Genomic DNA, 21,850 nt, shown 5'->3' with positions numbered 1-21,850 from the left:
CGGCTGGCGGGAATCGGACGTGGCCGTGCGCTGGCGGCTCAGCGGCGGCGCCGATGAGGCTGGCCGGATCGGGTCGACTGGCCGGATCGGGTCGGCTGGCCGGTGAGCAGGGCCGGCCGGAACACGCCGTCCGGGTCGTACCGCCGCCACAGCCGCCGTACCCGGGCACCGGTCTCACCCGGGTAGATCCGGGCGAACGCCGCCGGGTCCGGCCGGCTCTCGAAGTTGACGTAGGACCCGTCGGCCCGGCCGGCGGCGCTCCGCCAGGCGGCGTCCAACGCCGCGCCGCTCTGCGGAGGGAACGTCGAGGCGATGACCAGGGTGTTCTGGTGCCGGTGCGGGTAGGCGGTCGCTTCGGGGGCGACGTCGTTGACCGCCCCGCCCAGCGAGCGGAGCTGGATGACTGCCCGCCCCGGTCCGGTGACCGCCCGCGTCACCGCCCGCGCGGCGGCGTCGCCCAGCTCGGTGAACAAACCGTTGGTGGTCGTGCCCCGCTGCTGCCCGACGTTCGGGTGCAGGTGTGCGGTCGGCACCAGGGTCGGGTAGGGCAGCAGGTCGGTCCGGTGTTCGAGCACCTTCCCGATGGCCAGCAGCGGCTCGACCAGGGGCCGGGCCCGGCGCAGGCTCTCGGCGGCCACCACGGCGGTGATGGACATGAGGGCCGACCGTCCCTCCGAGAACAGCACGGCGGCCGCGGACAGCTCTCGGGGGGCCTGGGCCAGGTAGCCCGCCCAGTCCCGAACGGTGCGGCCGTCCGGGTGCGCCTCGATGACGAGCTGCGCCACCCCGACGCTGCGCTGCTCAGTGGCCTCGATCTCGAACGCCACCACGATCCCCGCCCCCGCGCCGGCGCCCCGGACCAGCCAGAACAGCTCCGGCTCGTGCTCCGCGTCCGCGCGCACCAGCGTCCCGTCCGCGAGCACCACCTCCACGGCACGGACGCGGTCGATGGTGAGGCCGGAGGAGCGGACCAGCCAGCCGACGCCACCGCCGGTGGCCAGGCCGCCGACGCCGACGTTGCCGTGGTCACCCGAACTGATCACCAGGCCGTACGGCGCCAGCGCCTTCGCGACGTTCGCCCAGCGCGCGCCGGCCTCGACCCGGAACAGCCCGGACCGTTCGTGGAGAACCTGCACCCGGTTGAGCATGGACAGGTCGATGACCAGGCCACCGTTGTTGGAGGAGGCGCCGGAGAGACCGTGTCCGCCGCTGCGGACGGCGATCGGCAGCCGTTGCTCGCGCGCGTAGCGGATCGCGGCGACCACCTGCGCGGTGTTCTTCGGCAGCAGGACGCCGGCCGGCGACGCCGTCGTGGTGTACGTCGAGCGCAGCTGCGCGTACCTGCGGTCGCCGGGTGTGACGATCTGACCGGTGAGCGAGTCGGGCACCCGGGCCAGGGCGCGGCTCATCGCTGACCCTCCCGCACCTGCTCGCCGACCGCCGGCACGACAGGCGGGTCGAGGATCAGGCCGGAGGCGGGCCGGTGTCCGTGATCGGTCATGGCCCAAGAGTGGGCGGTCGTACCGGCCCCGGCAAACCAGGCTTGGCTACTGCTCCGGCTCGCCGGGGTGCGGGAGCCCGCCGGTCCGGGGAATACCGCGCGATGGTGACCGGGATCTCGGACCGAAGGCCTCGCCCAGCGGCTCCAAGGAGCTGGAGAGCGATGGGTCGATCGAGCGGATCGTGCTGCCGACGTCGTCGGTGCAGATCCGCCACGTCCCGAGCCGACGGCGGCCGGCCGGTCAGATCGGGCGGAGAAGCCGCCCGATCTGACCGGATCTGATCAGCTCGCCCGGCTCGGCACGCCGAGCGGGCCGAGCGGGCTCGGCTCGACCGTCGGTCGCGCCGGCGTCGGTACGCCGGGTGGGCCGGGCACGCCGGGCGGGCCGAGCGGAGTCGGCACGATCGTCGGACTCGCCGGGCTCGGCACGCCGGGCGGGCTGGGTACGACGACCGGCCCGGAGGGGGTGGGCGCGGGCAGGCTGGGCCCGACCGAAGGGCTCGCCGGGCTGGGCGCGGCCGGCCGGGGTTGGTCCGACCCGGTCCCGGCGAGAGCGAACGGGGCGGCGATCAGGACGGCCGCGAGGGTGCCCACCGCCCCCATGGTCACCGTGGCCCGGCGTCGGTTGCGCACCCGCCGTTCCGCTCGGCTCAACTGGTCATGCACGATCGGTGCCTCCTCGGCCAGGTCGGTGAGGGTGGAGCGGATGAGGTGCTCGAAGGGATCGGTCATCGCCGTACCTCCAGCAATTCGACCTCCGGCAGCAACTCGCGCAGCCGGCTGACGGCCCGGTGGGTACGGCTGCGCACCGTGCCCACCGAGCAGCCGAGCAGCTCGGCGACCCGCGCTTCGGGCAGGTCCTCGTAGTAGCGCAGGACCACCACCGTCCGCTGCGCCGGTGGCAGGTGGCGCAGTGCGGCGCGCATCGCCAACCGCACGTCCGACCCGCCGCTCGGATCGGCGCCCACCGGCTCGTCCGCCGGGTTGAGCGGCGTCTCCCGCCACCGCCGTAGTCGCCGCCACCAGCTGATCTGCTCGCGGTACATCACCACGCGCAGGTACCCCTCGGGGTCGGCGTGCCGGATGGACCCCCACTTCGGGATGGTCCGTGCCAACGCCGACTGGAACAGATCCTCGGCGGCGTTGCGATCCCCGGTCAGCAGGTACGCGACCCGCATCAACGCCGGAGTCCGGCTGGCGACGAACTCGGCCAACCGGGCGCGCTCGTCCTCGTCCACTCACCACCCCGTTTCGTTGTCACCCGTACAGACGCCCCAGGTCATCCTCGCTATCCATGATCCGAGCGGCTTTTCCGCCCGGAAGTGTCGGTCGTGGGGGGTAACGTCCGGCCACCAACTCAAGAAGGGGTGCGGTGATGGCGAGCGTGGCGGGTCGGGCGGCGGCATCGACACGGGACGCGTTCCCGCCGCTGCCCCGCGCGGTGGTGCAGTCCTTCTACCGCCGGATGCGGGCCGTGGCGCCGGCCGCCGTCGGCGCGATCGAGCGGGACCGGGCGGCCGACGCCGAGCGGGCCTTCGCCGACACCGCCTGTGGCCGGCTGGCCCGCTCGCTCGACGACGCGGGCCTGCGTGCGCTGGGCATGTGGACGCACCACTGGTGCATGCGCTTCTACGACGACGACACGAGGGTCGGCCGGCGGCTGGTTCGGGAGATCGCCGTCCGGTCGGGTCTGGGCTGGACGGCCGACGAGGTGCGCTGGATGCTGCGCGAGTCGGTCTGGGCCGGCCCGGCCGCCGCCGAACGGTTCACCCTGCCCCGCGCCGCCGCCGCGCAACTGCCCCCGGAGGAACGGCCGTTCGGGGAGCTGCGTCCGGGTCACTGGCCGGAGAGCGAGCCGGCCGAGGGCCAGCGCACCGCCGATCCAGTTGAGGGCCATCCCACCGGGACGGAGCCGGACCGACCGGCCCAGTCGGATCCGTCCGCCGAGGCCACGTCGGGTCGGGCGGGCGGCGGCGAGCCGACCGGGAGGATCGCCGGGGCGATGGCCCTGGTGCCCCGTCAGCGACGCGCCGGCTGAGTGGGCCGGCGTCCTGCCTGGCCTGGCCTGGCCGCCCCGGGCGGGGTGATCGGCCGGCGGCCGGCTGCGGCAGGATGAGAGCCGTCCCGCACCGACGGAAGGACCCGCATGCCCGCCAGCGAACCGACCATCCTCGCCACCAGCATGGGTTTCTTCCGGGGCGACCGCGGCCCCACCGACCTGCGCCCCGGCCCGGTGTTCGAGCTGGCCGCGGAGCTGGCCGACGCCGGCCCGCAGCCGCGCATCTGCTACCTCGGGCAGGCCGTCGGGGACCAGCCCACCTCGTTCACGGCCATCTACGGCGCGTTCGCCGACACCCGTTTCCGGCTGTCGCACCTCGCCCTGTTCCCGATGCCGAACGTCGAGGACGTCCGCGCCCACCTGCTCGCCCAGGACGTGATCTGGGTCGGCGGCGGCAGCGTGGCCAACCTTGTCGCGTTGTGGCGGGTGCACGGGCTCGACGAGATCCTGCACGAGTGCTGGCAGGCCGGCGTGGTGCTGGGCGGCGTCTCCGCCGGCTCGATCTGCTGGCATGTGGGTGGCGCCACCGACAGCTTCGGCCCGCGGCTGCGCGGCTTCACCGACGGCCTGGGCTGGCTGCCGTACGGCAACGGGGTGCACTACGACAGCGAGGGCCAGCGGCGACCGCTGATGCACGAGCTGGTCGGCGACGAGACTCTGCCGACCAGCCACTGCACCGACGACGGGGTCGGGCTCGTCTACCGGGGCACCCGACTGGTCGAGGCGGTCGCGGACCGCGAGGGCGTTTCGGCGTACGAGGTCAGCCGCGGCGCGGACGGCAGCGTCCGCGAGGCGGTCATCGCCCCACGCCTGCTCGGCTGACGGCCGGCCGGCGCCCCGCTGGCACGGGTCCGCCGGAGTCGAAAACCGAGCCGCGTGGACCGGCCCGCCCAGCACCGGCGTAAGCTGGCCCGTCGTGAGTCTCACCATCGGCATCGTCGGCCTGCCCAACGTCGGCAAGAGCACGCTTTTCAACGCGTTGACCAAGAACGACGTGCTGGCGGCGAACTACCCGTTCGCCACCATCGAGCCCAACGTCGGCGTGGTCGGGCTGCCCGACGAGCGGCTGGGCAAGCTGGCCGAGATCTTCTCCTCGCAGAAGGTTCTGCCGGCGCCGGTGTCGTTCGTCGACATCGCCGGCCTGGTCCGTGGCGCGTCGAAGGGGCAGGGTCGGGGCAACGCCTTCCTGGCCAACATCCGGGACGCCTCGGCGATCTGCCAGGTGGTGCGGGCCTTCTCCGACCCGAACGTGGTGCACGTCGACGGCAAGATCTCCCCGGCCGACGACATCGAGACGATCAACACCGAGCTGATCCTCGCCGACCTGCAGACCCTGGACAAGGCGCTGCCCCGGTTGGAGAAGGAGGCCAAGCTCCGCAAGGACCGCCTGGCCGCGGTCGCCGCCGCGAAGGCTGCCATCGAGGTGCTCGACGGCGGCACCACCCTGTACGCCGGGGCCGCCGCCGCCAAGATCGAGCTGGAGCACCTGCGCGAGCTGCACCTGCTCACCACCAAGCCCTTCCTGTACGTCTTCAACGTCGACGAGGCCGAACTGGCCAACGAGGCGTTCCTCGACGAGCTGCGCGCTCTGGTCGCCCCCGCTGAGGCCGTCTTCATGGACGCCAAGATCGAATCCGAGCTGGTGGACCTGCCCGAGGAGGAGGCCCGCGAGCTGTTGGAGTCGATCGGGCAGAACGAGCCCGGCCTCAACCAGCTCGTCCGCGTCGGCTTCCGCACCCTCGGGCTCCAGACGTACCTGACCGCCGGCCCGAAGGAGGCGCGGGCCTGGACCGTCCCGGTCGGCGCCACCGCGCCGGAGGCCGCGGGCGTCATCCACTCCGACTTTCAGCGCGGCTTCATCAAGGCCGAGGTGGTCTCGTACCACGACCTGGTCGAGCACGGTTCGATGGCGGCGGCCAAGGCGGCGGGCAAGGTCCGCATCGAGGGCAAGGAGTACGTCATGCAGGACGGCGACGTGGTGGAGTTCCGCTTCAACGTCTGAATCCGGCCCGTTACCGCAGCTCAAGACGTTGGAACCTCGTTCTGGGGCACACCGGGGGCACAACCCCACGCCTCATTGACGGCGCGTCGGGTGCGCTCCTCCGAGTCCGGCATCAGGTGCCCGTACGTCGACAGGACCAGGGTTGCGTTCTCGTGCCCCAGCCGCTCGGCGACCACGATGACCGACTCGCCCTGCATCAGCAGTACCGAGGCGTAGTGGTGGCGTAGGTCGTGGGTCGTGATGCTCTCCGGTAGGCAACGCCGCGTACCTGCGGTTCGACATCAAGCGCCGCGAGGTGCTGAACGCGACCGTGGGGTCGCCGCTGGTCGACGTGATCGACCCGGCCACCCCGACGGTCGAGCAGGCACCGCTGACGGTGCCGACCGCCCTGGACCTGCCGGACGTCGACGCACCGACGATCACCCTCCCGGCACAGGGCAAGCCGGCCAAGAAGCCGGCCACCACCGCCAACGGCAGCAAGCCCGCGGCTTTGTCGTCGGCCGACGTCAAGCATCACCCGGTGAAGGACGCAGCCGGCTGCCGGCGTGTCTAGTCCCGCCACCTGCTTGACGAATCCGTCCCAGCACATGCATGACAGTCGGCCTTGGTTCTTCGGTCGTCCTGGTTGCAGTCGGTGACATCTGAGTGCCTGCGAGCGCACTCGAACTCAGGCAGAGAACGAACCATTGCCGCCAAGACGCCATGCACGAGGGGAAGGCCGCCCAGCTCGCTGATCCCGACCCATGCGATGTCGTCATGCTCGTCAGGTGCACGGTTGGTCGGAGAGCCGACCCAGTCTCCAATTTGCCAGACGCCCACGTGAAGGGCGTCCTCACCACTGCCGGCATGCAAGACGCCCAACCGTGAAGCGGACTCCGCCACAATGTGAACACCGAGCTCCTCGTGCATCTCACGCGCGAGGGCTTGTAGTTCCGACTCACCCGCTTCGACCTGCCCCCCGGGCAGATCCCAGACATCTGGGTATGCCCGTTTGGTCGGCCTGCGGTGTACTAGCAGGACCGCGCCGTTTTCAACGAGTGCGCCTGTGACGACGACATGCATGACGGGATTGGAGCAGAGGGGTAGGACAAGCTCGCTCCAGCCAAAGGGGGCACCCAGACGTCCGGATCTCTGCCGCGATTCGATCACTACGGGTCGTGGCAGCCCATCGCCGGCGGTTCGGCCATGCCGCGATGCGCGCCCGTGTCGCGGACCTCGACAGTGCAAGACGGCACTGGATGACACACAACGCTGCCCCGTACCCGCGTTCACACCGAAGGGGCCGCGCCGGCCTGAGCAGGTGTGCGCCACCGGATCTGACGGGTGTGCCGCTGGCAGGCGGCATCGTTGTCCAGGACGGACGGTGTCGGCGGTGTGGGCTACGGTCGCGGCGTGACGAGGGTGATGGAGGACCCAGATGAGATCGCCGCTGCGCTGCGGGGGACGGTGCTGGATGGGCTTCCGATTAAGGAGGGCCTGGGCCAGACGTGGGTGGTCACCGGCATCGAGCAGAGTCAGCTTCTTTCCGCCTGGCGGGCGGCTCGAGCGGCGGTTTCCGAGATCGGCCGGTGGCCCGTTCTCACCGGTGTGAACGAGGAATGGCACGACCCGACCAGCGAAGAGATTGAAGCCCTCGACCAGGCGGCCCAGACAGTCGACCCGTGGACGGTCTATCGCTGGTGGGGCACAGACTCGCCGCTCGACCGCGAGGAGTTGCACCTGTGGTTGCCCCTCCGGCTCGGCGAGGACTTCGCCCAGCAGGTGGGTCGGGACGTGACTCTGCCAACGACACTCTTGGCGGTCGAACGTCTAACCTGGGAGAGGCTGTTGACCGACCCTGCCGCGGTCGAGCGGGTTTGGCGGACAGCGGCGAGCCTGGTCGGCACCCGGAACTGGTACACGCCTCCCGAGGGGGTGCAGCTTGTGCTGTTGCCGACCCCGAGGCAGTGGTTGACCCCCGCCTGGCTCAGCTACTTCGGAGCCCTCCGACCACAGGGGCCGGAGGGACTCGCGGCTGCGATCCGCCAATGGGAGCAGCAGTGGGGAGCCGAACTCGTGGCGTCCTGGCGGACGATGCTGCAGTTCGTGGTCGACAGGCAGCCGGCTCTGGGTGAGCAGGCGTGGCAGCTTGCCCTCCAGATCCTGGCGCTAGCCGGCAATCTCGAATCGAATCCCTGGGAGCTCGCGCTCGCGCTAACCCGTAGCGACGCCTGGTTCCTGCACGACCGCCCCTGACCAGGTCGGCGAGTGCAAGCGGCGAGCTGGTCGGGTAACTTTCGTGGCCGTCGAGGGGGCGGCCGGGCTCCTGGCAGTGTGGGGCACACAGGGGGCACAAGACACCGTCAAACGTCGTCAAGCAGCCACCAGCGATGGCAGCCCGAGACGCCGTGTGAGCACGCGCGGACGAGCGTTCCCGCTGGTAGCAGGACAGCGGCTCTAAGTTCCGCTTCAACGTCTGAATCCGGCCGTTCCCGCAGGCCAGGGGTAGGTGTCTCGCTCTGGGGCGCCTCCGGCTGGACGAGCCATGACTCGTGCTTCCGATTCCGATCCCGGTTAGCCAAGCCGGGGCCGGGTACCCCGCAGCGTTGACGAGACCCTGTGTGAGGGAGGTCGGTTTCGAGATGGCGCCGCAAGGCATGACCAAGGCCGTGATGGACCGGGCGATCACCGACGCGTTGGAATGTTTGCGGATCTGTGAAGAGACGTTGTCCTACTGCCTGCATCAAGGTGGCCGGCACGTCGAGGCCGAGCACATCAAGCTGATGGTGGACTGCGCGGCGATATGCCGGACGGCGGCGGCGTTCATGGCGCGCGGGTCGCGGTTCAACGCGGAGATATCGCGTATCTGTGCTCAGATCTGCCAGGCGTGCGCGGTCGACTGCGCGCAGTTCAGCGGAGACGAACAGATGATGCGCTGCGCCGAGCAGTGCCGTCGGTGCGCGGACTCGTGCACCCAGATGGCCGCCGTTGCCGTCTGACAGTTCCGGCTGACCAGCGCAGGACCAGGCCGACCAGATGCCGTCCGCTTCTGCCAGTGTGGGGCACAGCGGGCACAAGACAGTGCCGCTGGTAGCGATCGGTCCGCCGTCCGGGCCCGCTACAGCTCGGACCAGACGCCCAGTTCGTTGCCGCTGGGGTCGGTGAAGTGGAACCTGCGGCCACCGGGGAACTCGTACGGCCCGTTCACCACCTGGCCGCCGGCGTCCTCCACCGCCTGCACGGACCGGTCCAGGTCGGTCGAGTAGAGCAGCACGAGCGGGCCGCCCGTCCGGACCTCCTGGTCGGCGCGCAGACCGCCCACCTCGGCCGCGGAGTCACCGTGCGGGCTGCGGATGCCTGCGTACCCCGGCCCGTAGTCGTTGAACTGCCAGTCGAACGCTTCGGCGTAGAAGCGCTTGGCCCGGTCGAGGTCGGTGACCGTGAGCTCCACGTAGTCGATGGCGTGGTGTCGGTGCGGAGATGGCTCAGACATGCTCCGCATCGTGCCCGCCGGGTACGACATGGTCAGGGCGCCCACCAGCGGGCCGGGGTCACCGGTCCGGGCGGTCGTCGTCGACGCGAGGACGCTCAGGATGTACGTCTGCTCTCGGTGGGACCTCGCCGCCGAGTAGTGCCGCCCGCAGTCGGGCGTTCTCGCGTGCGGCGCGGCGGCTCGAGCCGATGCCGGCGACGATGACGCCCACCCAGGCGAGGGCCACCAGCAACCAGCCGATCCAGTAGGCCGTGCCGTCGTTGGCTCCCTTCACGAGTAGGCCCACGATCAACAGGATCACCGACAGTGCCCGGACGACCAGGCCGGTCCGTCTGCTCATGGCGGGCACCTCGTTTCCGCTGACGGAGATCGACTCCGGTTCCGTGGAGGTCGGGTGACTGGGCGCAGGTGATCGACTCGGGTCTCTTCACGGTGCTGACCGGGCCGGTCGACCGGTTCGGTGCCCGCGGCTCGGCGACCTCGATCTACGTGCGGGACCCGGACGGCAACTCGGTGGAGCTGCGCTGGTACCCGCAGGACGCCCGCGCCGACGGATGAGCCCGACCACGCGGAAGCCCCGCGGTTCCCGTCCGAGAAACGGGAAGCGCGGGGCTTCCGGCGTACGTCAGTGGTCGCTGCGCGGGTCGTGGTCGGCGCTGCGGGTGCCGGACTTGGCCAGGCCGCGGCTGACCAGGTAACCGATGGTCAGCAGGGTGATGTACCACCAGGCCTTGTCGGCGGCGAAGTAGTCGCCACCGTTGTTGGCGGCGCCGTCGCCGACGGCGTTCGAGGCGATCAGGACCCCGATGACGGCCAGCAGGTAGACCGCCAGCTCGGTGGTCTTCCAGGACGGCTTGGTCTCGTCGCCGTGGCGGTGCACGCGGCGAATGTCGTGCTGGCCGGTGTGCTCGACGTGGTCGGTGCCGCGGTTCTGGATGGGGGTGGTCATGTCAGCTCCTGAAAAGCGAGGTATCAGAGATTTGAGTTGGTTGCGGCATGTTGTCCGCTACCGCGCCGAATCGATACCCGGGTGCTTTTCAGGAAAACCTCAGAATTCTCAGAACTTCGCAGCGAGCGGTCAGGACTCGGTGACCGCGCGGTAGGCGTCCTCGATCCGGGCCGCCAGCAGGACCTCGCCCTCGGTCAGCGGCTCGCCGTTACCGTGCCCGACCCGGATCTGGGTACTGTCTGCCCGGCGGCTGATCTCGGGGCGCAGACGCAGCGCGTCGGCGACGACCTTCACCCGTTCGGTCAACGCCGCGTGTTGGGTATCGTCGATCTCGAGAGTCCGTCGGATCTGCTCGCCTTCACGCGTCCAACCTGAGAGCAGGGTCAACGCGTCGGAAAGGTAGTCGTGCTTGGCCCGGCTGTTGAACAGCACGCGCATAACCGCACCCCCCAAGCGCCGTTGCCGGCTTGTGGCCAAATCGTCGCCATCCCGTGTCTTGTCGGTGCCCTCTAGTTTGTCGTCGCTCGGAAGGGGTGTCCACGCCCACACTTCCGTGTTCTGTTGGCCTAGCGGACGGCGACGGTACCCAAACCGCCGATTGATCTGGCACCCTGGACGCCCGTGCGGACCGAACGGGCTAATGGTGGCGGGCAGGCTGAACGACGGGACCTGAAGGTGATCGTGGGAGCGGCGATCATCCGGGACGGGCGGGTGCTCGCCTGTGCCCGCTCCGCCCCGCCCGAGGTGGCGGGGATGTGGGAGTTTCCCGGCGGAAAGGTCGAGCCGGGGGAGGCCGAGACCGACGCGCTGGTCCGGGAATGCGTCGAGGAGCTGGCCGTACGCGTGGAGATCGGCGACCGGGTCGGCCGCAACGTGCGGATGGCGCACGGCCGCTCGGTGCTCAAGGTGTACGCCGCCCGGCTGCTGCACGACGATCAGCCGCAGGCGCTGGAGCACTCGGCGCTTCGCTGGCTCTCCGCCGACGAGCTGGACTCGGTCACCTGGCTCCCCGCCGACGCTCCCATCGTCGCCGCGCTCCGCCCCCTGCTCGCGGATCCCCGGCCACCGGCCCGCTGATCACAGGGTGGGCGGGCTCGTCGAGTACCCGCCAACCCCATGATCAACGCTGACATGGGGGACGGGGGCCCCGGCGATGCCGGCGAGCCCCCGTCCTGGTGGTCGTGCTCAGTGCTTGTTGTCCTGCTCCGGGTGCGCGAAGTTGAGGTGCTCCGGAGGCAGCGGGAAGGTCACGTCGTCACCGAACGGCGACGGCGCGGCGGCCCGGTCGAAGGTGAGCTCGGTCAGCGGCAGCCTGCCCCGGTCGTCGACCGCCGGAGCGGTCGGGTGCGGCACCTCCCGGTGCCAGTTGACGCCGCTCTGCGCCTGCTCCTCGGCCTGCGGGTCGTGCGAACCACCCGCGTGCGAGTGCGTCCCGCCCCGGCTCGTACTCGGCGGTGTCGCCGAGCCCTGACGGGCGGTGGTCACGCTGGTCTGGGGCGTCTCGCCCCGGCGGAAGATCTTGCTACCAAGCCACACAAGGGGATCGTACCTGCGGTCGACGACCCGTTCCTTCATGGGGATGATCCCGTTGTCAGTGATCTTGATGTGCTCCGGGCAGACCTCGGTGCAGCACTTGGTGATGTTGCAGAAGCCGAGGCCCTGTTCGGCCTGCGCGTACTCCTTGCGGTCGGTCCGGGCGTCCAGCGGGTGCATGTCCAGCTCGGCCGCCCGGATGAAGTACCGCGGCCCGGAGAACGCCTGCTTGTTCTCCTCGTGGTCGCGGATCACGTGGCAGACGGTCTGGCACAGGAAGCACTCGATGCACTTGCGGAACTCCTGCGAGCGCTCGACGTCGACCTGCTGCATCCGGTAGTCGCCCGGGGCCACGTCGGCCGGCGGGGCGAACGCCGGCGTCTCCCGGGCCTTCTCGTAGTTGAACGAGACGTCGGTGACCAGGTCCCGGATCACCGGGAAGGTGCGCAGCGGGGTGACCGTGACGGTCTCCTCGTCACCGAAGGTCGACATCCGGGTCATGCAGCCCAGCCGCGGCTTGCCGTTGATCTCCATGGAGCAGGAGCCGCACTTGCCGGCCTTGCAGTTCCACCGGCACGCGAGGTCGGGCGCGTCGGTCGCCTGCAAACGGTGGATGACGTCGAGGACGACCTCGCCCTCGTTCACCTCGACCATGTAGTCCTGCAGGTCCCCGCCCGTCTCGTCGCCCCGCCAGATCCGGAACTGACGCTTCGCGCTCATCGGTTGTCCGCCTCTCCAGCGTCGGCGACGAGGGCGTCGAAATCGGCGAGCTCCTCGTCGGTGAGGTACTTGGCCAGCTCCGCCCGGTCGAAGAGGCTGATCAGCTCCGGCCGCATCTTCGGCAGCGGCTTGCGGGTCAGCTGCACGGTGTCGCCGTTCAGCGCGCAGACCAGGTTCACCTGCCGCCACTTCGGCTCCATCGCCGGGTAGTCCTCGCGGGTGTGCCCGCCGCGCGACTCCTGCCGCTCCAGCGCCGCCTTCGCGGTGCACTCCGAGACCACCAGCATGTTGCGCAGGTCCAGTGCCAGGTGCCAGCCGGGGTTGTAGCGCCGGCCGCCGGCCGCGCTCACCTTGGCCACCCGCTCGCGCAGCTCCGCCAGCCGGCCCAGAGCATCGGCCAGCTCGCCCTCCCGCCGGATGATCCCGACCAGATCCCCCATCACCGCCTGGAGGTCCTGCTGCAGGGTGTACGGGCTCTCGCCGGTGTCCCGCTGCAGCGGGGCCAGCGCCGTCTCCACCGCGGCCTCGACCGCGTCCACGGCCACCTTCGGCCGGCCAGCCAGCCCGTCGGCGTAGCTGGCCGCGTGCCCACCCGCCCGCTTGCCGAAGACCAGCAGGTCGGACAGGGAGTTGCCGCCCAGCCGGTTGGAGCCGTGCATACCGCCGGAGACCTCACCGGCGGCGAAGAGCCCGCGTACGTGGCCGAAGGCGGCACCGGAGTCCGGGTCCACCTCGACGCCGCCCATCACGTAGTGGCAGGTCGGCCCGACCTCCATCGGCTCGGCGGTGATGTCGACGTCGGCCAGTTCCTTGAACTGGTGGTACATCGAGGGCAGCCGCCGGCGGATCTCGTCGGCCGAGCGCCGGCTGGCGATGTCCAGGAAGACGCCGCCGGCGGGGGACCCCCGACCGGCCTTGACCTCGCTGTTGATCGCGCGGGCCACCTCGTCGCGGGGCAGCAGCTCCGGCGGGCGCCGGTTGTTGTCCGGGTCGGTGTACCAGCGGTCCGCCTCCTCCTCGGTCTCCGCGTACTGCTTGCGGAAGACGTCGGGGACGTAGTCGAACATGAACCGCTTGCCGTCGGAGTTCTTCAACACGCCGCCGTCGCCGCGTACCGATTCGGTGACCAGGATGCCCTTCACCGAGGGCGGCCAGACCATGCCGGTCGGGTGGAACTGGAGGAACTCCATGTTGATCAGAGTCCCCCCGGCGCGCAGTGCCAGCGCGTGTCCGTCCCCGGTGTACTCCCACGAGTTCGAGGTGACCTTGTAGGAGCGCCCGACGCCGCCGGTCGCCAGCACCACGGCCGGCGCCTCGAACAGGACGAACTCCCCGGACTCCCGGTAGTAGCCGAACGCGCCGGCGATCCGGTCGCCGTCGAGCAGCAGCTCGGTGATGGTGGTCTCGGAGAACACCTTGATCCGGGCGTCGTACGAGCCGAACTCCCGGTGGTCCTCCTGCTGGAGCGAGACGATCTTCTGCTGGAGGGTGCGGATCAGCTCCAGGCCGGTCCGGTCGCCGACGTGCGCCAAGCGGGGGTACTCGTGGCCGCCGAAGTTGCGCTGGGAGATCTTGCCGTCCTTGGTGCGGTCGAAGAGCGCACCGTACGTCTCCAGCTCCCAGATCCGCTGCGGCGACTCCTTCGCGTGCAGCTCGGCCATTCGGAAGTTGTTGAGGAACTTGCCGCCGCGCATGGTGTCGCGGAAGTGCACCTGCCAGCTGTCCCGGCTGTTCACGTTGCCCATCGCGGCGGCGGCGCCGCCCTCGGCCATCACCGTGTGCGCCTTGCCGAAGAGCGACTTGGAGATGATCGCGGTCTTCTTGCCGGCGAGCCGGGCCTCGATCGCCGCGCGCAGGCCGGCGCCGCCGGCCCCGATCACGACGACGTCGTAGTGGTGTCGTTCGATTCGCGTGGTAGTGGTCATGTCGGGGCCCTTTAGTTGATGAACCGCAGGTCGGGGAACCAGTCCGCGGCGATCGCCATGATGTAGAAGTCCGTCAGCGCGAGCGTGCCGAGGGTGATCCAGGCGAGCTGCATGTGCCGGACGTTCAACGCCGAGATGAAGGTCCAGGCCTGGTAGCGCACCGGATGCTTGGAGAAATGCTTGAGTCGCCCGCCGATGATGTGCCGGCAGGAGTGGCAGGAGATGGTGTACGCCCAGAGCATCACCACGTTGACCAGCAGGACGATGTTGCCCAGCCCGAAGCCGAAGCCCTTCGGCGAGTGGAAGGCGAGGATCGCGTCCCAGGTGTTGATCAGCGAGATGATCGCGGCGGCGTAGAAGAAGTAGCGGTGCAGGTTCTGGCCGAGCAGCGGGAAGCGGGTCTCACCGCCGTACTCGGCGTGACCGTCCGGCACGGCGCAGGCCGGCGGGGACAGCCAGAACGACCGGTAGTACGCCTTGCGGTAGTAGTAGCAGGTGAGCCGGAACAGGAGCAGGAACGGCAGGGTCAGCGCGGCGTCCGGGATGATCCACCAGCCCGGCAGGAACCGGCCGAAGTGCGAGGCCCCCTCCACACACCGCTCGGTGACGCAGGGCGAGTAGAACGGGGTCAGGTAGTGAAACTCGTCGACCCAGTACCACTTGTGCATGAACACCCGGACCGTCGCGTACGCGATCCAGGCGCTGAGCCCGATCACGGTGATCAGCGGGGCGAACCACCAGCGGTCGGTACGCAACGTCTTCGCCGCGATGGCGGCGCGCGCCCGCGCTCCCCGCGGCCTCGTTGCCGTTGATGTCATTCGAGTCGTCTCCTCGACGGGCCCGTACGGGCGGGCTGATCTTCTCCGGTCGGCACGCGGACCGGCGAACCCGCACCCGCTGCCACGTCATGCGCACACCAACAACCCCGCCGGATCGACCGGCGCAGCTAAGTGACACACGTTACGCCGATCTCTACGAGCCGTCCGCGCAAGGGACCGTCCCGTGTGTCTGACCTGCGGAAAAGCCCTGGTACGGCGATCGATGGCGCGGTTGTTGAGAAAGTCACTACCCCCGGGCACGCTCAGCCGGAGGCACCCCCGGTGAAGTGCCAGGAGGCCAGTCGCACCGGCGGCGCCGCCCACCAGGCACCGTCCACCCGGTCCGGTTGGCGTACCGGCCGCGCGCCCAGCCCGAGCACCGCGCCCGGCCCGAGCGCTCGCGGGTACGACTCGGTGAACCGCAGATCGCGGACCGCCCGCACGACCGTGCCGTCCTCGACCAGCCAGACGCCGTTGCGGGTCAACCCGGTGACGACGAGACTCTTCGGGTCGAGCACGCGGGTGTACCAGAGGTCGGTGACCAGCAGCCCTCGGCGTACGCCGGCGATCAGCGCGGCGGTGTCCGAGTCGACCACGGCGCCGGCCGCCGTGCCGGTGGTGCTCCGGCCCACCGCGCTGGCGGGGCCGGCCGCCGCGCCGGACAGGCGCAGGTTGCGGGCCATCGGCCCCCAGGTGGCCCCGCCCGCGACCGCGTGCCCGGTGGACTCCGCGCCCGCCTCGGCGGCGGTGCGCCGGTCGTGCGCCACCGCGCGGGTGGTGCCCGCCTCGACCAGGGTCAGCGCCCGCCGGCCGGTGCCCTCGGCGTCGAACGGCAGCCCCGACGCGCCCAGCGGGTCGTCCACCAGGGTCACCGCCCGGTCGAACTGGTCCGCCCCCGGCTCGGCGAAGGACTGCCGCTCGGCGTACCGCTTGCCGTTGAAGCCGTACCAGGACAGGTTTTGCAGCAGGTCCGCCACGGCGGCCGGCTCGAACACCACCTCGTAGCGCCCCGGCGGCAGCTCGATCGGGTCGGCCGCGGCCTGGGCCTTCGCCGCGGCGTGCCCGCCCAGCTCGGCACCGTCGATGTCGGACAGCCGATCGGCGCAGCGCCGGGCCACCCCGTCCGCGCCGCCCTGGCGGGCGATGCCGTCCATCGCCGCCTCCACGAAGCGGCCGTGCGCGGTGTGCCCGGCCGAGTTGGCGAACGCCGACGAACGGTGCGCGGTGCGGCAGTAGCCCGCCGTGCTGAGACCCCCGGCGGCGGCCACGAACGCCCGCACCCGGTCGGCCCGCTGATCCGGCTCGGCGTGCGCCGTGGCCTCGTCCACGGGCGGGGCGAGCGGCGCGGGCGTGGGCGGGGCCAGCCCCGGCCAGCCCGGGTCGGGCGGGCAGAGCCGTGCCGCGGCCAGGGTGCGCTCGACCAGCGTGCGCAACCCGTCGGCGGTGACGACGCTGCCGCTGCCAGCGGCGGTCCGCCCGTCGACGTGCACCCGCAGCCGGATTCCGACGGTCGACTCGGCGACGTTCTGGTGGATGGCCGAGTTGGCGAACCGGGTCAGCGCCAGGTCGGCGCGGGTCACCACCGCCTCGGCCTGCGCGGCCGGGCCGCCGAGGCGCCGGACCAGCTCGATGACCTGCCCGGCCAGCTCCAGCTCCGTGGGGTCACCCGGCCTCATGCCGACACCCCCACCCGGACGTTACGGAAGCGCGCCGGCGCTGCCGGATGGCCGGTGTGCCCGGTCTGGCCGGGTTGGCCCTTGCCGCAGTTGGGCGTCCCCCACGGCACCGTCTCGCCGGAGAGCATGTCCATCGAGCGCCAGAAGAGCGGGCCGATACCGGTGTAGGTGGGGTTGCGCAGCATCCGCCCCCGCCGACCCTTCTTGATCTCCCAGCCGATCTCGCAGCCGAACTGGAAGTTGAGGCGCTTGTCGTCGATCGACCAGGATCGGTTGAGGTCCATCAGCACCCCGTCGTCGGTGGCCGCGATGATCTCGTCCAGCGTGTGTGGGCCGGGTTCCAGGCCCACGTTGGTCATCCGCACCATCGGCAGCCGGGCCCACCCGTCGGCGCGTACGCTGCCGCCGTAGTCGAGGCTGGCCATGGCGGCCGAATCCCGGCCGGCGAGCACGCCCACCCACCGCCCGTCGCGGACCGCGTCCCGCTTGACCGCCGGGGAGCCCTCGTCGTCGAAGCCGAAACTGCCCAGCGCGCCCGGGATGGTCGGGTCGATGGTGACGTTCATCAGCTCGGAGCCGTAGCGCAGCGAGCCGAGCTGGGCCAGGTCCAGCCAGGACGTGCCGGCGAACGCGGCCTCCCAGCCGAGGATCCGGTCCAGCTCGATGGCGTGCCCGACCGACTCGTGGATCTGCAGGGCCAACTGCTCGCCGCCGAGGATCAGATCCGTCTCGCCGGCGGGGCAGGGCGGCGCGGTGAGCAGCGCCCGGGACTCCTCGGCGATCTGCGCGGCGTGGGCGGCCAGGTCCAGCGACTCGACCAGCTCCCAACCGGTGGTGCCGTACTGCCCCCGGTAGCTGGGCCAGGAGCGGCGCTGCGTCTCGCCGTCACCGATCGAGGTGGCCGAGATGCCGCCACCACACTCGCGGATCCGCTGGTCGATCCGGTGGCCCTCGCTGGACACGAACCACTTGGCGGTGTCCCAGATCTGGTAGAGCCCCTCGGCCAGGTCGGCGCCGTGCTCGGCCATCGTGCGGGTCGCGCCGACCAGCAGGTCGCCCTTGTCCGACAGGGGCACCCCGAGCGGATCGATCTGGCAGCCCGAGGCCCAGCTCGCGGTGACCGCCTCGACCGGCACCAGGTCGACCGGCGGGCCGGGAACCCGCGCGCTCGCCGTGGCGATCCGGGCCGCGCGCCGGCCGGCGTCGCGGGCGGCCGCGTCGGAGAGATCGGGTACGGCGTGGAAGCCCCAGCTCGCCCCGACCAGCGCCCGGACGCCGATCCCGATGCTCTCGTCCTGGGTCAGCTCCTCCACGTCACCGTTGCGCGCGGTCATCGACTCGTAGCGGCGGTGCATCACGCGCGCGTCGGCGTACCGGGCGCCCGCGTCGAGGGCGGCCTGCACAGCGGCGGCGGCCGCGTCGAACTCGGTCATGCGACCGACCCTAGGCCAGCCGGCCGACGCCCGTCAGGCGAGCAGATCCTCCGGCCGGATGGTGGCCCGCACCGGCTCAGTGAGCGCGAGTACATCACCTGGCCTGGTCTCGGACTGCTCGGTGTAATGGCTACCCTGCCGGCGGTAGAGGATCCGCGTGGCGTCGAGCCGTAGGTTGATCACCGGGAGCAGGGTGCGATCTGCCGCTACGCACCCGGGCTCCAACGCCGTTGCCAGGGGGCCGACGATCGCCTGGTGCCGGACTGTCGGCGGAGGGCCGACGAGTAGTCCGCCGTCGAGGAGTTCGATCCGGCACGCCGTGACATCGAGGGCGAGGTGATCCGACTCGGTCCAGGGCAGTCGGTGGCCAAGAATCTCGGCAGGTACCACCTGCCCATTGCAGCTGAGGTCGCGCCACCGACGTCGCACGTGGCGTGTGAGCGCGGCATGAATGGCCATGAATGGCGAGGTGAGGGGTGTTCAAGGCCGATGCCGACTCGTTACGCTCGGGCCCGCTGACAGGTGCCGACTTTGTAGCTTATTTTCACCCTCGGGACTTTCCTGTAAGTTCTCTTCGTCACTGAGGGAGGCGGCCGTGGACAGCTCGGATCCGGCGCCGTCCGGGGAACCGGACGACCGTCCCACCGTGCCGGTGCAGCGTTCCGACCAGGACGCCTACCTGCGGGTGACCGACCTGCGGGTCCGGTTCGACACCGAGGACGGCGTGGTGCGCGCGGTCGACGGAGTGTCGTTCGCCGTCGAGCGGGGTCGCACCCTCGGCATCGTCGGCGAGTCCGGCTCCGGCAAGAGCGTCACCTCGCTGGCCATCCTCGGCCTGCACGACCCCAAGCGGACGACCATCACCGGCGAGATCTCCGTCGGCGGTCGGCAGTTGGTGGGCCTCGGAGACGAGGAGGTGCGCCGGCTGCGCGGCCGCGACATGGCGATGATCTTCCAGGACCCGCTCTCCGCGCTGCACCCGTACTACACGGTGGGCCGGCAGATCGCCGAGGCGTACCGGGTGCACCACCCGGAGGCCGGCCGGCGAGAGGCCCGCCAGCGGGCGGTGGACATGCTGGACCGGGTCGGCATCCCGCAGCCGGTGCGCCGCTTCGACCAGTATCCGCACGAGTTCTCCGGCGGCATGCGCCAGCGGGCGATGATCGCCATGTCGCTGGTCAACGATCCGGCCCTGCTGATCGCCGACGAGCCGACCACCGCGCTGGACGTCACCGTGCAGGCGCAGATCCTGGACCTGCTCGCCGACCTCCAGGCCGAGTTCCACTCCGCGATCATCCTGATCACGCACGACCTCGGCGTGGTCGGCCAGGTCGCCGACGAGGTGCTGGTGATGTACGGCGGACGAGCCGTGGAGCGGGGCAGTGTCGAGCAGGTGCTCCGCTCGCCGCAGCACCCGTACACCTGGGGGTTGCTCTCCAGCGTGCCGTCGCTGCACGGCGACGCGGACGCGGACCTGCTGCCGATCCGGGGCAACCCGCCCAGCCTGATCAACCTGCCGCCCGGCTGCGCCTTCCACCCGCGCTGCCGGTACGCGGACCGCCCCGGCGACCGGGCCCGCACCGAGGTGCCCGAGCTGCGCCCGGCGGGCGTAACCGGCTCAGCCGGCGCGGACGGCCACCTGGTCGCCTGCCACCTGACCGCCGAGGAGCGCACCACGCTCTACGCCGAGGACATCGCATCCGTGGGGGTGGCCCGATGAGCGATCAGCCACTGCTGCGGGTACGCGGCCTGACCAAGCATTTCCCGGTACGCCAGGGGTTGCGCTCCACCGGCCTGGTGCAGGCGGTGGACGGGCTCGACTTCGACGTGCGCCCGGGCGAGACGCTCGGCCTGGTGGGGGAGTCCGGCTGCGGCAAGACCACCACCGGTCGAATGCTGGTGCGGCTGCTGGAGCCGACCGCCGGCAGCATCGAGTTCGCCGGGCGGGACATCACGCACGCCGGCCGGCGCGAGCTGCGCCCGCTGCGCCAGGACCTTCAGATCATCTTCCAGGACCCGTACGCCTCCCTGAACCCCCGGCACACCGTGGGCCGCATCGTGGCGATGCCCCTTCAGGTCAACGGGATCAAGCCGCCGGGCGGGATCAAGGCCCGGGTGCAGGAGCTGCTGGAACTGGTCGGGCTGAACCCGGAGCACTACAACCGGTACCCGCACGAGTTCTCCGGTGGCCAACGCCAGCGCATCGGCATCGCCCGGGCGCTGGCCCTGCGGCCCAAGCTGATCGTCGCCGACGAGCCGGTCTCCGCGTTGGACGTCTCGATCCAGGCGCAGGTGGTCAACCTGCTCCGGGATCTGCAACGGGACCTCGGCCTGGCGTTCGTGTTCATCGCCCACGACCTGGCCGTGGTCCGGCACTTCTGTCAGCGGGTCGCGGTGATGTACCTGGGACGGATCGTGGAGATCGGTGACCGGGCGGACATCTACGAGCGCCCGCAGCACCCGTACACCCGGGCGCTGCTCTCGGCGATCCCGGACGTCACCCGCCTCGGCCCGGGGGGCCGGATCCGGTTGACCGGAGACGTGCCCACCCCGCTCGACCCGCCGTCGGGCTGCCGGTTCCGCACCCGGTGCTGGAAGGCGCAGGACATCTGCGCCACCCAGGAGCCGGCGCTGGTGCCGCGCGACGGCGGCAACCAGGCCGCCGCGTGTCACTTCCCTGAGGTGGAGGCGGCCAGCACGAGCCCCGAAGGGGATGCTGCCGACGCGATCGTCGAGGAGGTGTCGCCGTGAGCCTGTCCCCGGTGGAGGGTGTGGCGCTGGCCGAGATCGAGTCCAGCGCGGACGCGGGCGGGCCCGCGGCCAAGGGTGTCGTCGGTCGCTCGCCCGGTCAGCTCGCCTGGCTCCGGCTGCGGCGCGACCGGACGGCCATGGTCAGCGGGGTGCTGCTGATCTTCTTCATGCTGCTGGGGCTCGCTGCTCCGCTGATCGAGATGGTCTACGGGATCGGCCCACGTGAGCAGTTCCAGAGCCTGCTAGACGGCTTCGGCATGCCGCTGGGCTACGTCGGCGGCGTCAACGGGGAGCACTGGTTCGGCCTGGAGCCGGGGCTGGGCCGGGACATCTTCATCCGGCTGATCTACGGGCTGCGGACCTCGCTCTTCATCGCGTTCGCCGCGGCCGTGATCACCGCGACGATCGGCGTCGTGCTCGGCGCTCTCGCCGGCTACCTCGGTGGCTGGCTCGACGCGGTCATCAACTGGATCACCGACCTGACCCTGGCCATGCCGTTCCTGATCATCGCGCTGGCGCTCACCCCCACCCTGACGCTGCGCTTCTACGGCGAGCGGGGGCAGGTGTCGTCTGCTTTCGGAGTGGGCGTGCTGATCGCCGTCTTCGCCGTCTTCGGCTGGACCAGCACGGCCAGGCTGGTCCGCGGGCAGGTGATCGCGCTGCGCGAGCGGGAATTCGTGGAAGCGGCCAAGGCCAGCGGCGCCGGGCTGGGGCACATGCTCTTCCGGCAGTTGCTGCCGAACATCTGGGCGCCGATCCTGGTCTCGTTCTCCCTGGCGGTGCCGCAGTTCATCACCAGCGAGGCCGCGCTGTCGTTCATCGGCGTCGGCCTCAGCGACGAGACGCCGAGCTTCGGCCGGATGATCTACCGCAGTCTGGACTTCCTCCAGACCGACCCGGCGTACGTGTTCTTCCCGGGCATCACGATCTTCGCGCTGGTGTTCGCCTTCAACCTCTTCGGCGACGCGTTGCGTGACGCGCTCGACCCGAAGTCGTCCCGGTAGGGGTTTC

Annotated in this window: 24 protein-coding genes and 2 pseudogenes; 11 read left to right on the top strand and 15 right to left on the bottom strand. The window is 70.9% G+C overall.

The features are described from left to right. Positions 1-38: 38 nt before the first annotated feature. The 3 genes from BUS84_RS19005 to BUS84_RS18995 form a co-directional block, all read right to left on the bottom strand. A complete protein-coding gene (locus tag BUS84_RS19005) occupies positions 39-1,409 on the bottom strand; it encodes an FAD-binding oxidoreductase (protein ID WP_074314360.1) in 1,371 nt (456 codons plus the stop codon). 374 nt (positions 1,410-1,783) lie between these two features. Then, a complete protein-coding gene (locus BUS84_RS39060) occupies positions 1,784-2,233 on the bottom strand; it encodes a hypothetical protein (RefSeq protein ID WP_074314358.1) in 450 nt (149 codons plus the stop codon). Further along, positions 2,230-2,739, bottom strand: a complete 510-nt coding sequence (locus BUS84_RS18995; protein WP_074314356.1) for a SigE family RNA polymerase sigma factor — start codon at positions 2,737-2,739, stop codon at positions 2,230-2,232. Before BUS84_RS18995 ends, BUS84_RS39060 begins: the two co-directional genes overlap by 4 nt. A gap of 137 nt (positions 2,740-2,876) precedes the next feature. Between BUS84_RS18995 and BUS84_RS18990 the strand changes: the two are divergent. The 3 genes and pseudogenes from BUS84_RS18990 to ychF all read left to right on the top strand — a co-directional run. Further along, positions 2,877-3,305, top strand: a pseudogene (locus BUS84_RS18990) (hypothetical protein); the annotation flags it as partial. A gap of 342 nt (positions 3,306-3,647) precedes the next feature. Further along, the gene (locus BUS84_RS18985; protein ID WP_074314354.1) at positions 3,648-4,382 is read left to right on the top strand and encodes a Type 1 glutamine amidotransferase-like domain-containing protein; all 735 of its coding nucleotides are present in this window, start codon (positions 3,648-3,650) and stop codon (positions 4,380-4,382) included. A 94-nt stretch (positions 4,383-4,476) separates the two neighbouring features. Continuing rightward, positions 4,477-5,562 carry a redox-regulated ATPase YchF gene (gene ychF, locus BUS84_RS18980; protein ID WP_074314352.1) on the top strand — a complete coding sequence of 362 codons (1,086 nt, stop codon included), beginning with the start codon at positions 4,477-4,479 and terminating at the stop codon, positions 5,560-5,562. Positions 5,563-5,582: 20 nt separating this feature from the next. On the opposite strand, the gene BUS84_RS18975 is transcribed toward ychF, so the two are convergent. After that, entirely contained in the window at positions 5,583-5,804 is a 222-nt protein-coding gene (locus tag BUS84_RS18975) for a site-specific integrase (protein ID WP_084757521.1), read from the bottom strand. A gap of 11 nt (positions 5,805-5,815) precedes the next feature. On the opposite strand from BUS84_RS18975, the pseudogene BUS84_RS18970 reads away from it, so the two are divergent. Next, a pseudogene (locus BUS84_RS18970) lies at positions 5,816-6,115 on the top strand (hypothetical protein); the annotation flags it as partial. On the opposite strand, the gene BUS84_RS18965 reads toward BUS84_RS18970, so the two are convergent. Beyond that, entirely contained in the window at positions 6,112-6,624 is a 513-nt protein-coding gene (locus tag BUS84_RS18965; protein ID WP_074314350.1) for an NUDIX domain-containing protein, read from the bottom strand. The pseudogene BUS84_RS18970 and the gene BUS84_RS18965 overlap by 4 nt on opposite strands. Before the next feature lie 330 nt (positions 6,625-6,954). Between BUS84_RS18965 and BUS84_RS18960 the strand changes: the two genes are divergently transcribed. Then, complete coding sequence (locus tag BUS84_RS18960) at positions 6,955-7,797, top strand: DUF4253 domain-containing protein (RefSeq protein WP_143728460.1); 843 nt, start codon at positions 6,955-6,957, stop codon at positions 7,795-7,797. A gap of 365 nt (positions 7,798-8,162) precedes the next feature. Further along, on the top strand, positions 8,163-8,540 hold the full coding sequence (locus BUS84_RS18955; RefSeq protein ID WP_208869696.1) for a four-helix bundle copper-binding protein: 378 nt from the start codon (positions 8,163-8,165) through the stop codon (positions 8,538-8,540). 119 nt (positions 8,541-8,659) lie between these two features. Here the strand turns inward: BUS84_RS18955 and BUS84_RS18950 are convergent, their stop codons facing one another. Both BUS84_RS18950 and BUS84_RS18945 read right to left on the bottom strand, forming a co-directional pair. Then, complete coding sequence (locus BUS84_RS18950; RefSeq protein ID WP_074318926.1) at positions 8,660-9,034, bottom strand: VOC family protein; 375 nt, start codon at positions 9,032-9,034, stop codon at positions 8,660-8,662. A gap of 58 nt (positions 9,035-9,092) precedes the next feature. Further along, a complete protein-coding gene (locus BUS84_RS18945) occupies positions 9,093-9,374 on the bottom strand; it encodes a hypothetical protein (RefSeq protein ID WP_074314346.1) in 282 nt (93 codons plus the stop codon). A 68-nt stretch (positions 9,375-9,442) separates the two neighbouring features. Here BUS84_RS18945 and BUS84_RS18940 point away from each other — a divergent pair, with 68 nt between their 5' ends. Then, on the top strand, positions 9,443-9,592 hold the full coding sequence (locus BUS84_RS18940) for a VOC family protein (RefSeq protein ID WP_244298641.1): 150 nt from the start codon (positions 9,443-9,445) through the stop codon (positions 9,590-9,592). Between the two features lie 67 nt (positions 9,593-9,659). On the opposite strand, the gene BUS84_RS18935 is transcribed toward BUS84_RS18940, so the two are convergent. Together BUS84_RS18935 and BUS84_RS18930 are read right to left on the bottom strand one after the other, a co-directional pair. Further along, positions 9,660-9,983 (bottom strand): hypothetical protein, encoded by a 324-nt coding sequence (locus BUS84_RS18935; protein WP_074314344.1) that lies wholly within the window; start codon positions 9,981-9,983, stop codon positions 9,660-9,662. Positions 9,984-10,112: 129 nt separating this feature from the next. Beyond that, positions 10,113-10,421, bottom strand: a complete 309-nt coding sequence (locus BUS84_RS18930) for a 4a-hydroxytetrahydrobiopterin dehydratase (protein ID WP_074314342.1) — start codon at positions 10,419-10,421, stop codon at positions 10,113-10,115. Between the two features lie 183 nt (positions 10,422-10,604). On the opposite strand from BUS84_RS18930, the gene BUS84_RS18925 reads away from it, so the two are divergent. Then, positions 10,605-11,060 (top strand): (deoxy)nucleoside triphosphate pyrophosphohydrolase, encoded by a 456-nt coding sequence (locus BUS84_RS18925; protein WP_074314340.1) that lies wholly within the window; start codon positions 10,605-10,607, stop codon positions 11,058-11,060. 108 nt (positions 11,061-11,168) lie between these two features. Here BUS84_RS18925 and BUS84_RS18920 read toward each other — a convergent pair whose 3' ends face one another. The 6 genes from BUS84_RS18920 to BUS84_RS40040 all read right to left on the bottom strand — a co-directional run bounded on the left by BUS84_RS18920 (position 11,169) and on the right by BUS84_RS40040 (position 18,271). After that, positions 11,169-12,236 (bottom strand): succinate dehydrogenase/fumarate reductase iron-sulfur subunit, encoded by a 1,068-nt coding sequence (locus BUS84_RS18920; protein ID WP_074314338.1) that lies wholly within the window; start codon positions 12,234-12,236, stop codon positions 11,169-11,171. Next, positions 12,233-14,161 carry a fumarate reductase/succinate dehydrogenase flavoprotein subunit gene (locus BUS84_RS18915; protein ID WP_074314336.1) on the bottom strand — a complete coding sequence of 643 codons (1,929 nt, stop codon included), beginning with the start codon at positions 14,159-14,161 and terminating at the stop codon, positions 12,233-12,235. The genes BUS84_RS18920 and BUS84_RS18915 overlap by 4 nt, the downstream gene beginning before the upstream one ends. 11 nt (positions 14,162-14,172) lie before the next feature. After that, positions 14,173-14,979, bottom strand: a complete 807-nt coding sequence (locus BUS84_RS18910) for a hypothetical protein (RefSeq protein WP_074314334.1) — start codon at positions 14,977-14,979, stop codon at positions 14,173-14,175. A gap of 263 nt (positions 14,980-15,242) precedes the next feature. Next, entirely contained in the window at positions 15,243-16,655 is a 1,413-nt protein-coding gene (locus BUS84_RS18905; protein ID WP_074314332.1) for a TldD/PmbA family protein, read from the bottom strand. Further along, positions 16,652-18,088: a TldD/PmbA family protein gene (locus BUS84_RS18900; RefSeq protein WP_074314330.1), complete on the bottom strand. Its 1,437-nt coding sequence runs from the start codon at positions 18,086-18,088 to the stop codon at positions 16,652-16,654. The genes BUS84_RS18905 and BUS84_RS18900 overlap by 4 nt, the downstream gene beginning before the upstream one ends. Before the next feature lie 33 nt (positions 18,089-18,121). After that, positions 18,122-18,271 carry a hypothetical protein gene (locus BUS84_RS40040; protein ID WP_244298639.1) on the bottom strand — a complete coding sequence of 50 codons (150 nt, stop codon included), beginning with the start codon at positions 18,269-18,271 and terminating at the stop codon, positions 18,122-18,124. A gap of 463 nt (positions 18,272-18,734) precedes the next feature. Here BUS84_RS40040 and BUS84_RS18890 point away from each other — a divergent pair, with 463 nt between their 5' ends. From BUS84_RS18890 to BUS84_RS18880, 3 genes are read left to right on the top strand one after another with little or no spacing between them, the layout of a single operon-like run. Next, positions 18,735-19,808 (top strand): ABC transporter ATP-binding protein, encoded by a 1,074-nt coding sequence (locus BUS84_RS18890; RefSeq protein WP_084757801.1) that lies wholly within the window; start codon positions 18,735-18,737, stop codon positions 19,806-19,808. After that, complete coding sequence (locus BUS84_RS18885; protein ID WP_143728459.1) at positions 19,805-20,839, top strand: ABC transporter ATP-binding protein; 1,035 nt, start codon at positions 19,805-19,807, stop codon at positions 20,837-20,839. Before BUS84_RS18890 ends, BUS84_RS18885 begins: the two co-directional genes overlap by 4 nt. Then, complete coding sequence (locus tag BUS84_RS18880) at positions 20,836-21,843, top strand: ABC transporter permease (RefSeq protein WP_074314324.1); 1,008 nt, start codon at positions 20,836-20,838, stop codon at positions 21,841-21,843. The genes BUS84_RS18885 and BUS84_RS18880 overlap by 4 nt, the downstream gene beginning before the upstream one ends. The last annotated feature ends 7 nt before the right edge of the window (positions 21,844-21,850 follow it).

This window comes from Micromonospora cremea (genome assembly GCF_900143515.1).
Classification (GTDB): domain Bacteria; phylum Actinomycetota; class Actinomycetes; order Mycobacteriales; family Micromonosporaceae; genus Micromonospora; species Micromonospora cremea.
The sequence above is the reverse complement of the archived record's forward strand: the minus strand, read 5'-3'. Positions and strand labels throughout refer to the sequence as shown.

Coding starts and splice junctions, on each gene's coding strand:
- BUS84_RS19005 (WP_074314360.1), bottom strand. CDS start 1,409: ATGAGCCGCGCCCTGGCCCGGGTGCCCGACTCGCTCACCGGTCAGATC.
- BUS84_RS39060 (WP_074314358.1), bottom strand. CDS start 2,233: ATGACCGATCCCTTCGAGCACCTCATCCGCTCCACCCTCACCGACCTG.
- BUS84_RS18985 (WP_074314354.1), top strand. CDS start 3,648: ATGCCCGCCAGCGAACCGACCATCCTCGCCACCAGCATGGGTTTCTTC.
- BUS84_RS18965 (WP_074314350.1), bottom strand. CDS start 6,624: ATGCATGTCGTCGTCACAGGCGCACTCGTTGAAAACGGCGCGGTCCTG.
- BUS84_RS18950 (WP_074318926.1), bottom strand. CDS start 9,034: ATGTCTGAGCCATCTCCGCACCGACACCACGCCATCGACTACGTGGAG.
- BUS84_RS18945 (WP_074314346.1), bottom strand. CDS start 9,374: ATGAGCAGACGGACCGGCCTGGTCGTCCGGGCACTGTCGGTGATCCTG.
- BUS84_RS18935 (WP_074314344.1), bottom strand. CDS start 9,983: ATGACCACCCCCATCCAGAACCGCGGCACCGACCACGTCGAGCACACC.
- BUS84_RS18930 (WP_074314342.1), bottom strand. CDS start 10,421: ATGCGCGTGCTGTTCAACAGCCGGGCCAAGCACGACTACCTTTCCGAC.
- BUS84_RS18920 (WP_074314338.1), bottom strand. CDS start 12,236: ATGAGCGCGAAGCGTCAGTTCCGGATCTGGCGGGGCGACGAGACGGGC.
- BUS84_RS18915 (WP_074314336.1), bottom strand. CDS start 14,161: ATGACCACTACCACGCGAATCGAACGACACCACTACGACGTCGTCGTG.
- BUS84_RS18910 (WP_074314334.1), bottom strand. CDS start 14,979: ATGACATCAACGGCAACGAGGCCGCGGGGAGCGCGGGCGCGCGCCGCC.
- BUS84_RS18905 (WP_074314332.1), bottom strand. CDS start 16,655: ATGAGGCCGGGTGACCCCACGGAGCTGGAGCTGGCCGGGCAGGTCATC.
- BUS84_RS18900 (WP_074314330.1), bottom strand. CDS start 18,088: ATGACCGAGTTCGACGCGGCCGCCGCCGCTGTGCAGGCCGCCCTCGAC.
- BUS84_RS18885 (WP_143728459.1), top strand. CDS start 19,805: ATGAGCGATCAGCCACTGCTGCGGGTACGCGGCCTGACCAAGCATTTC.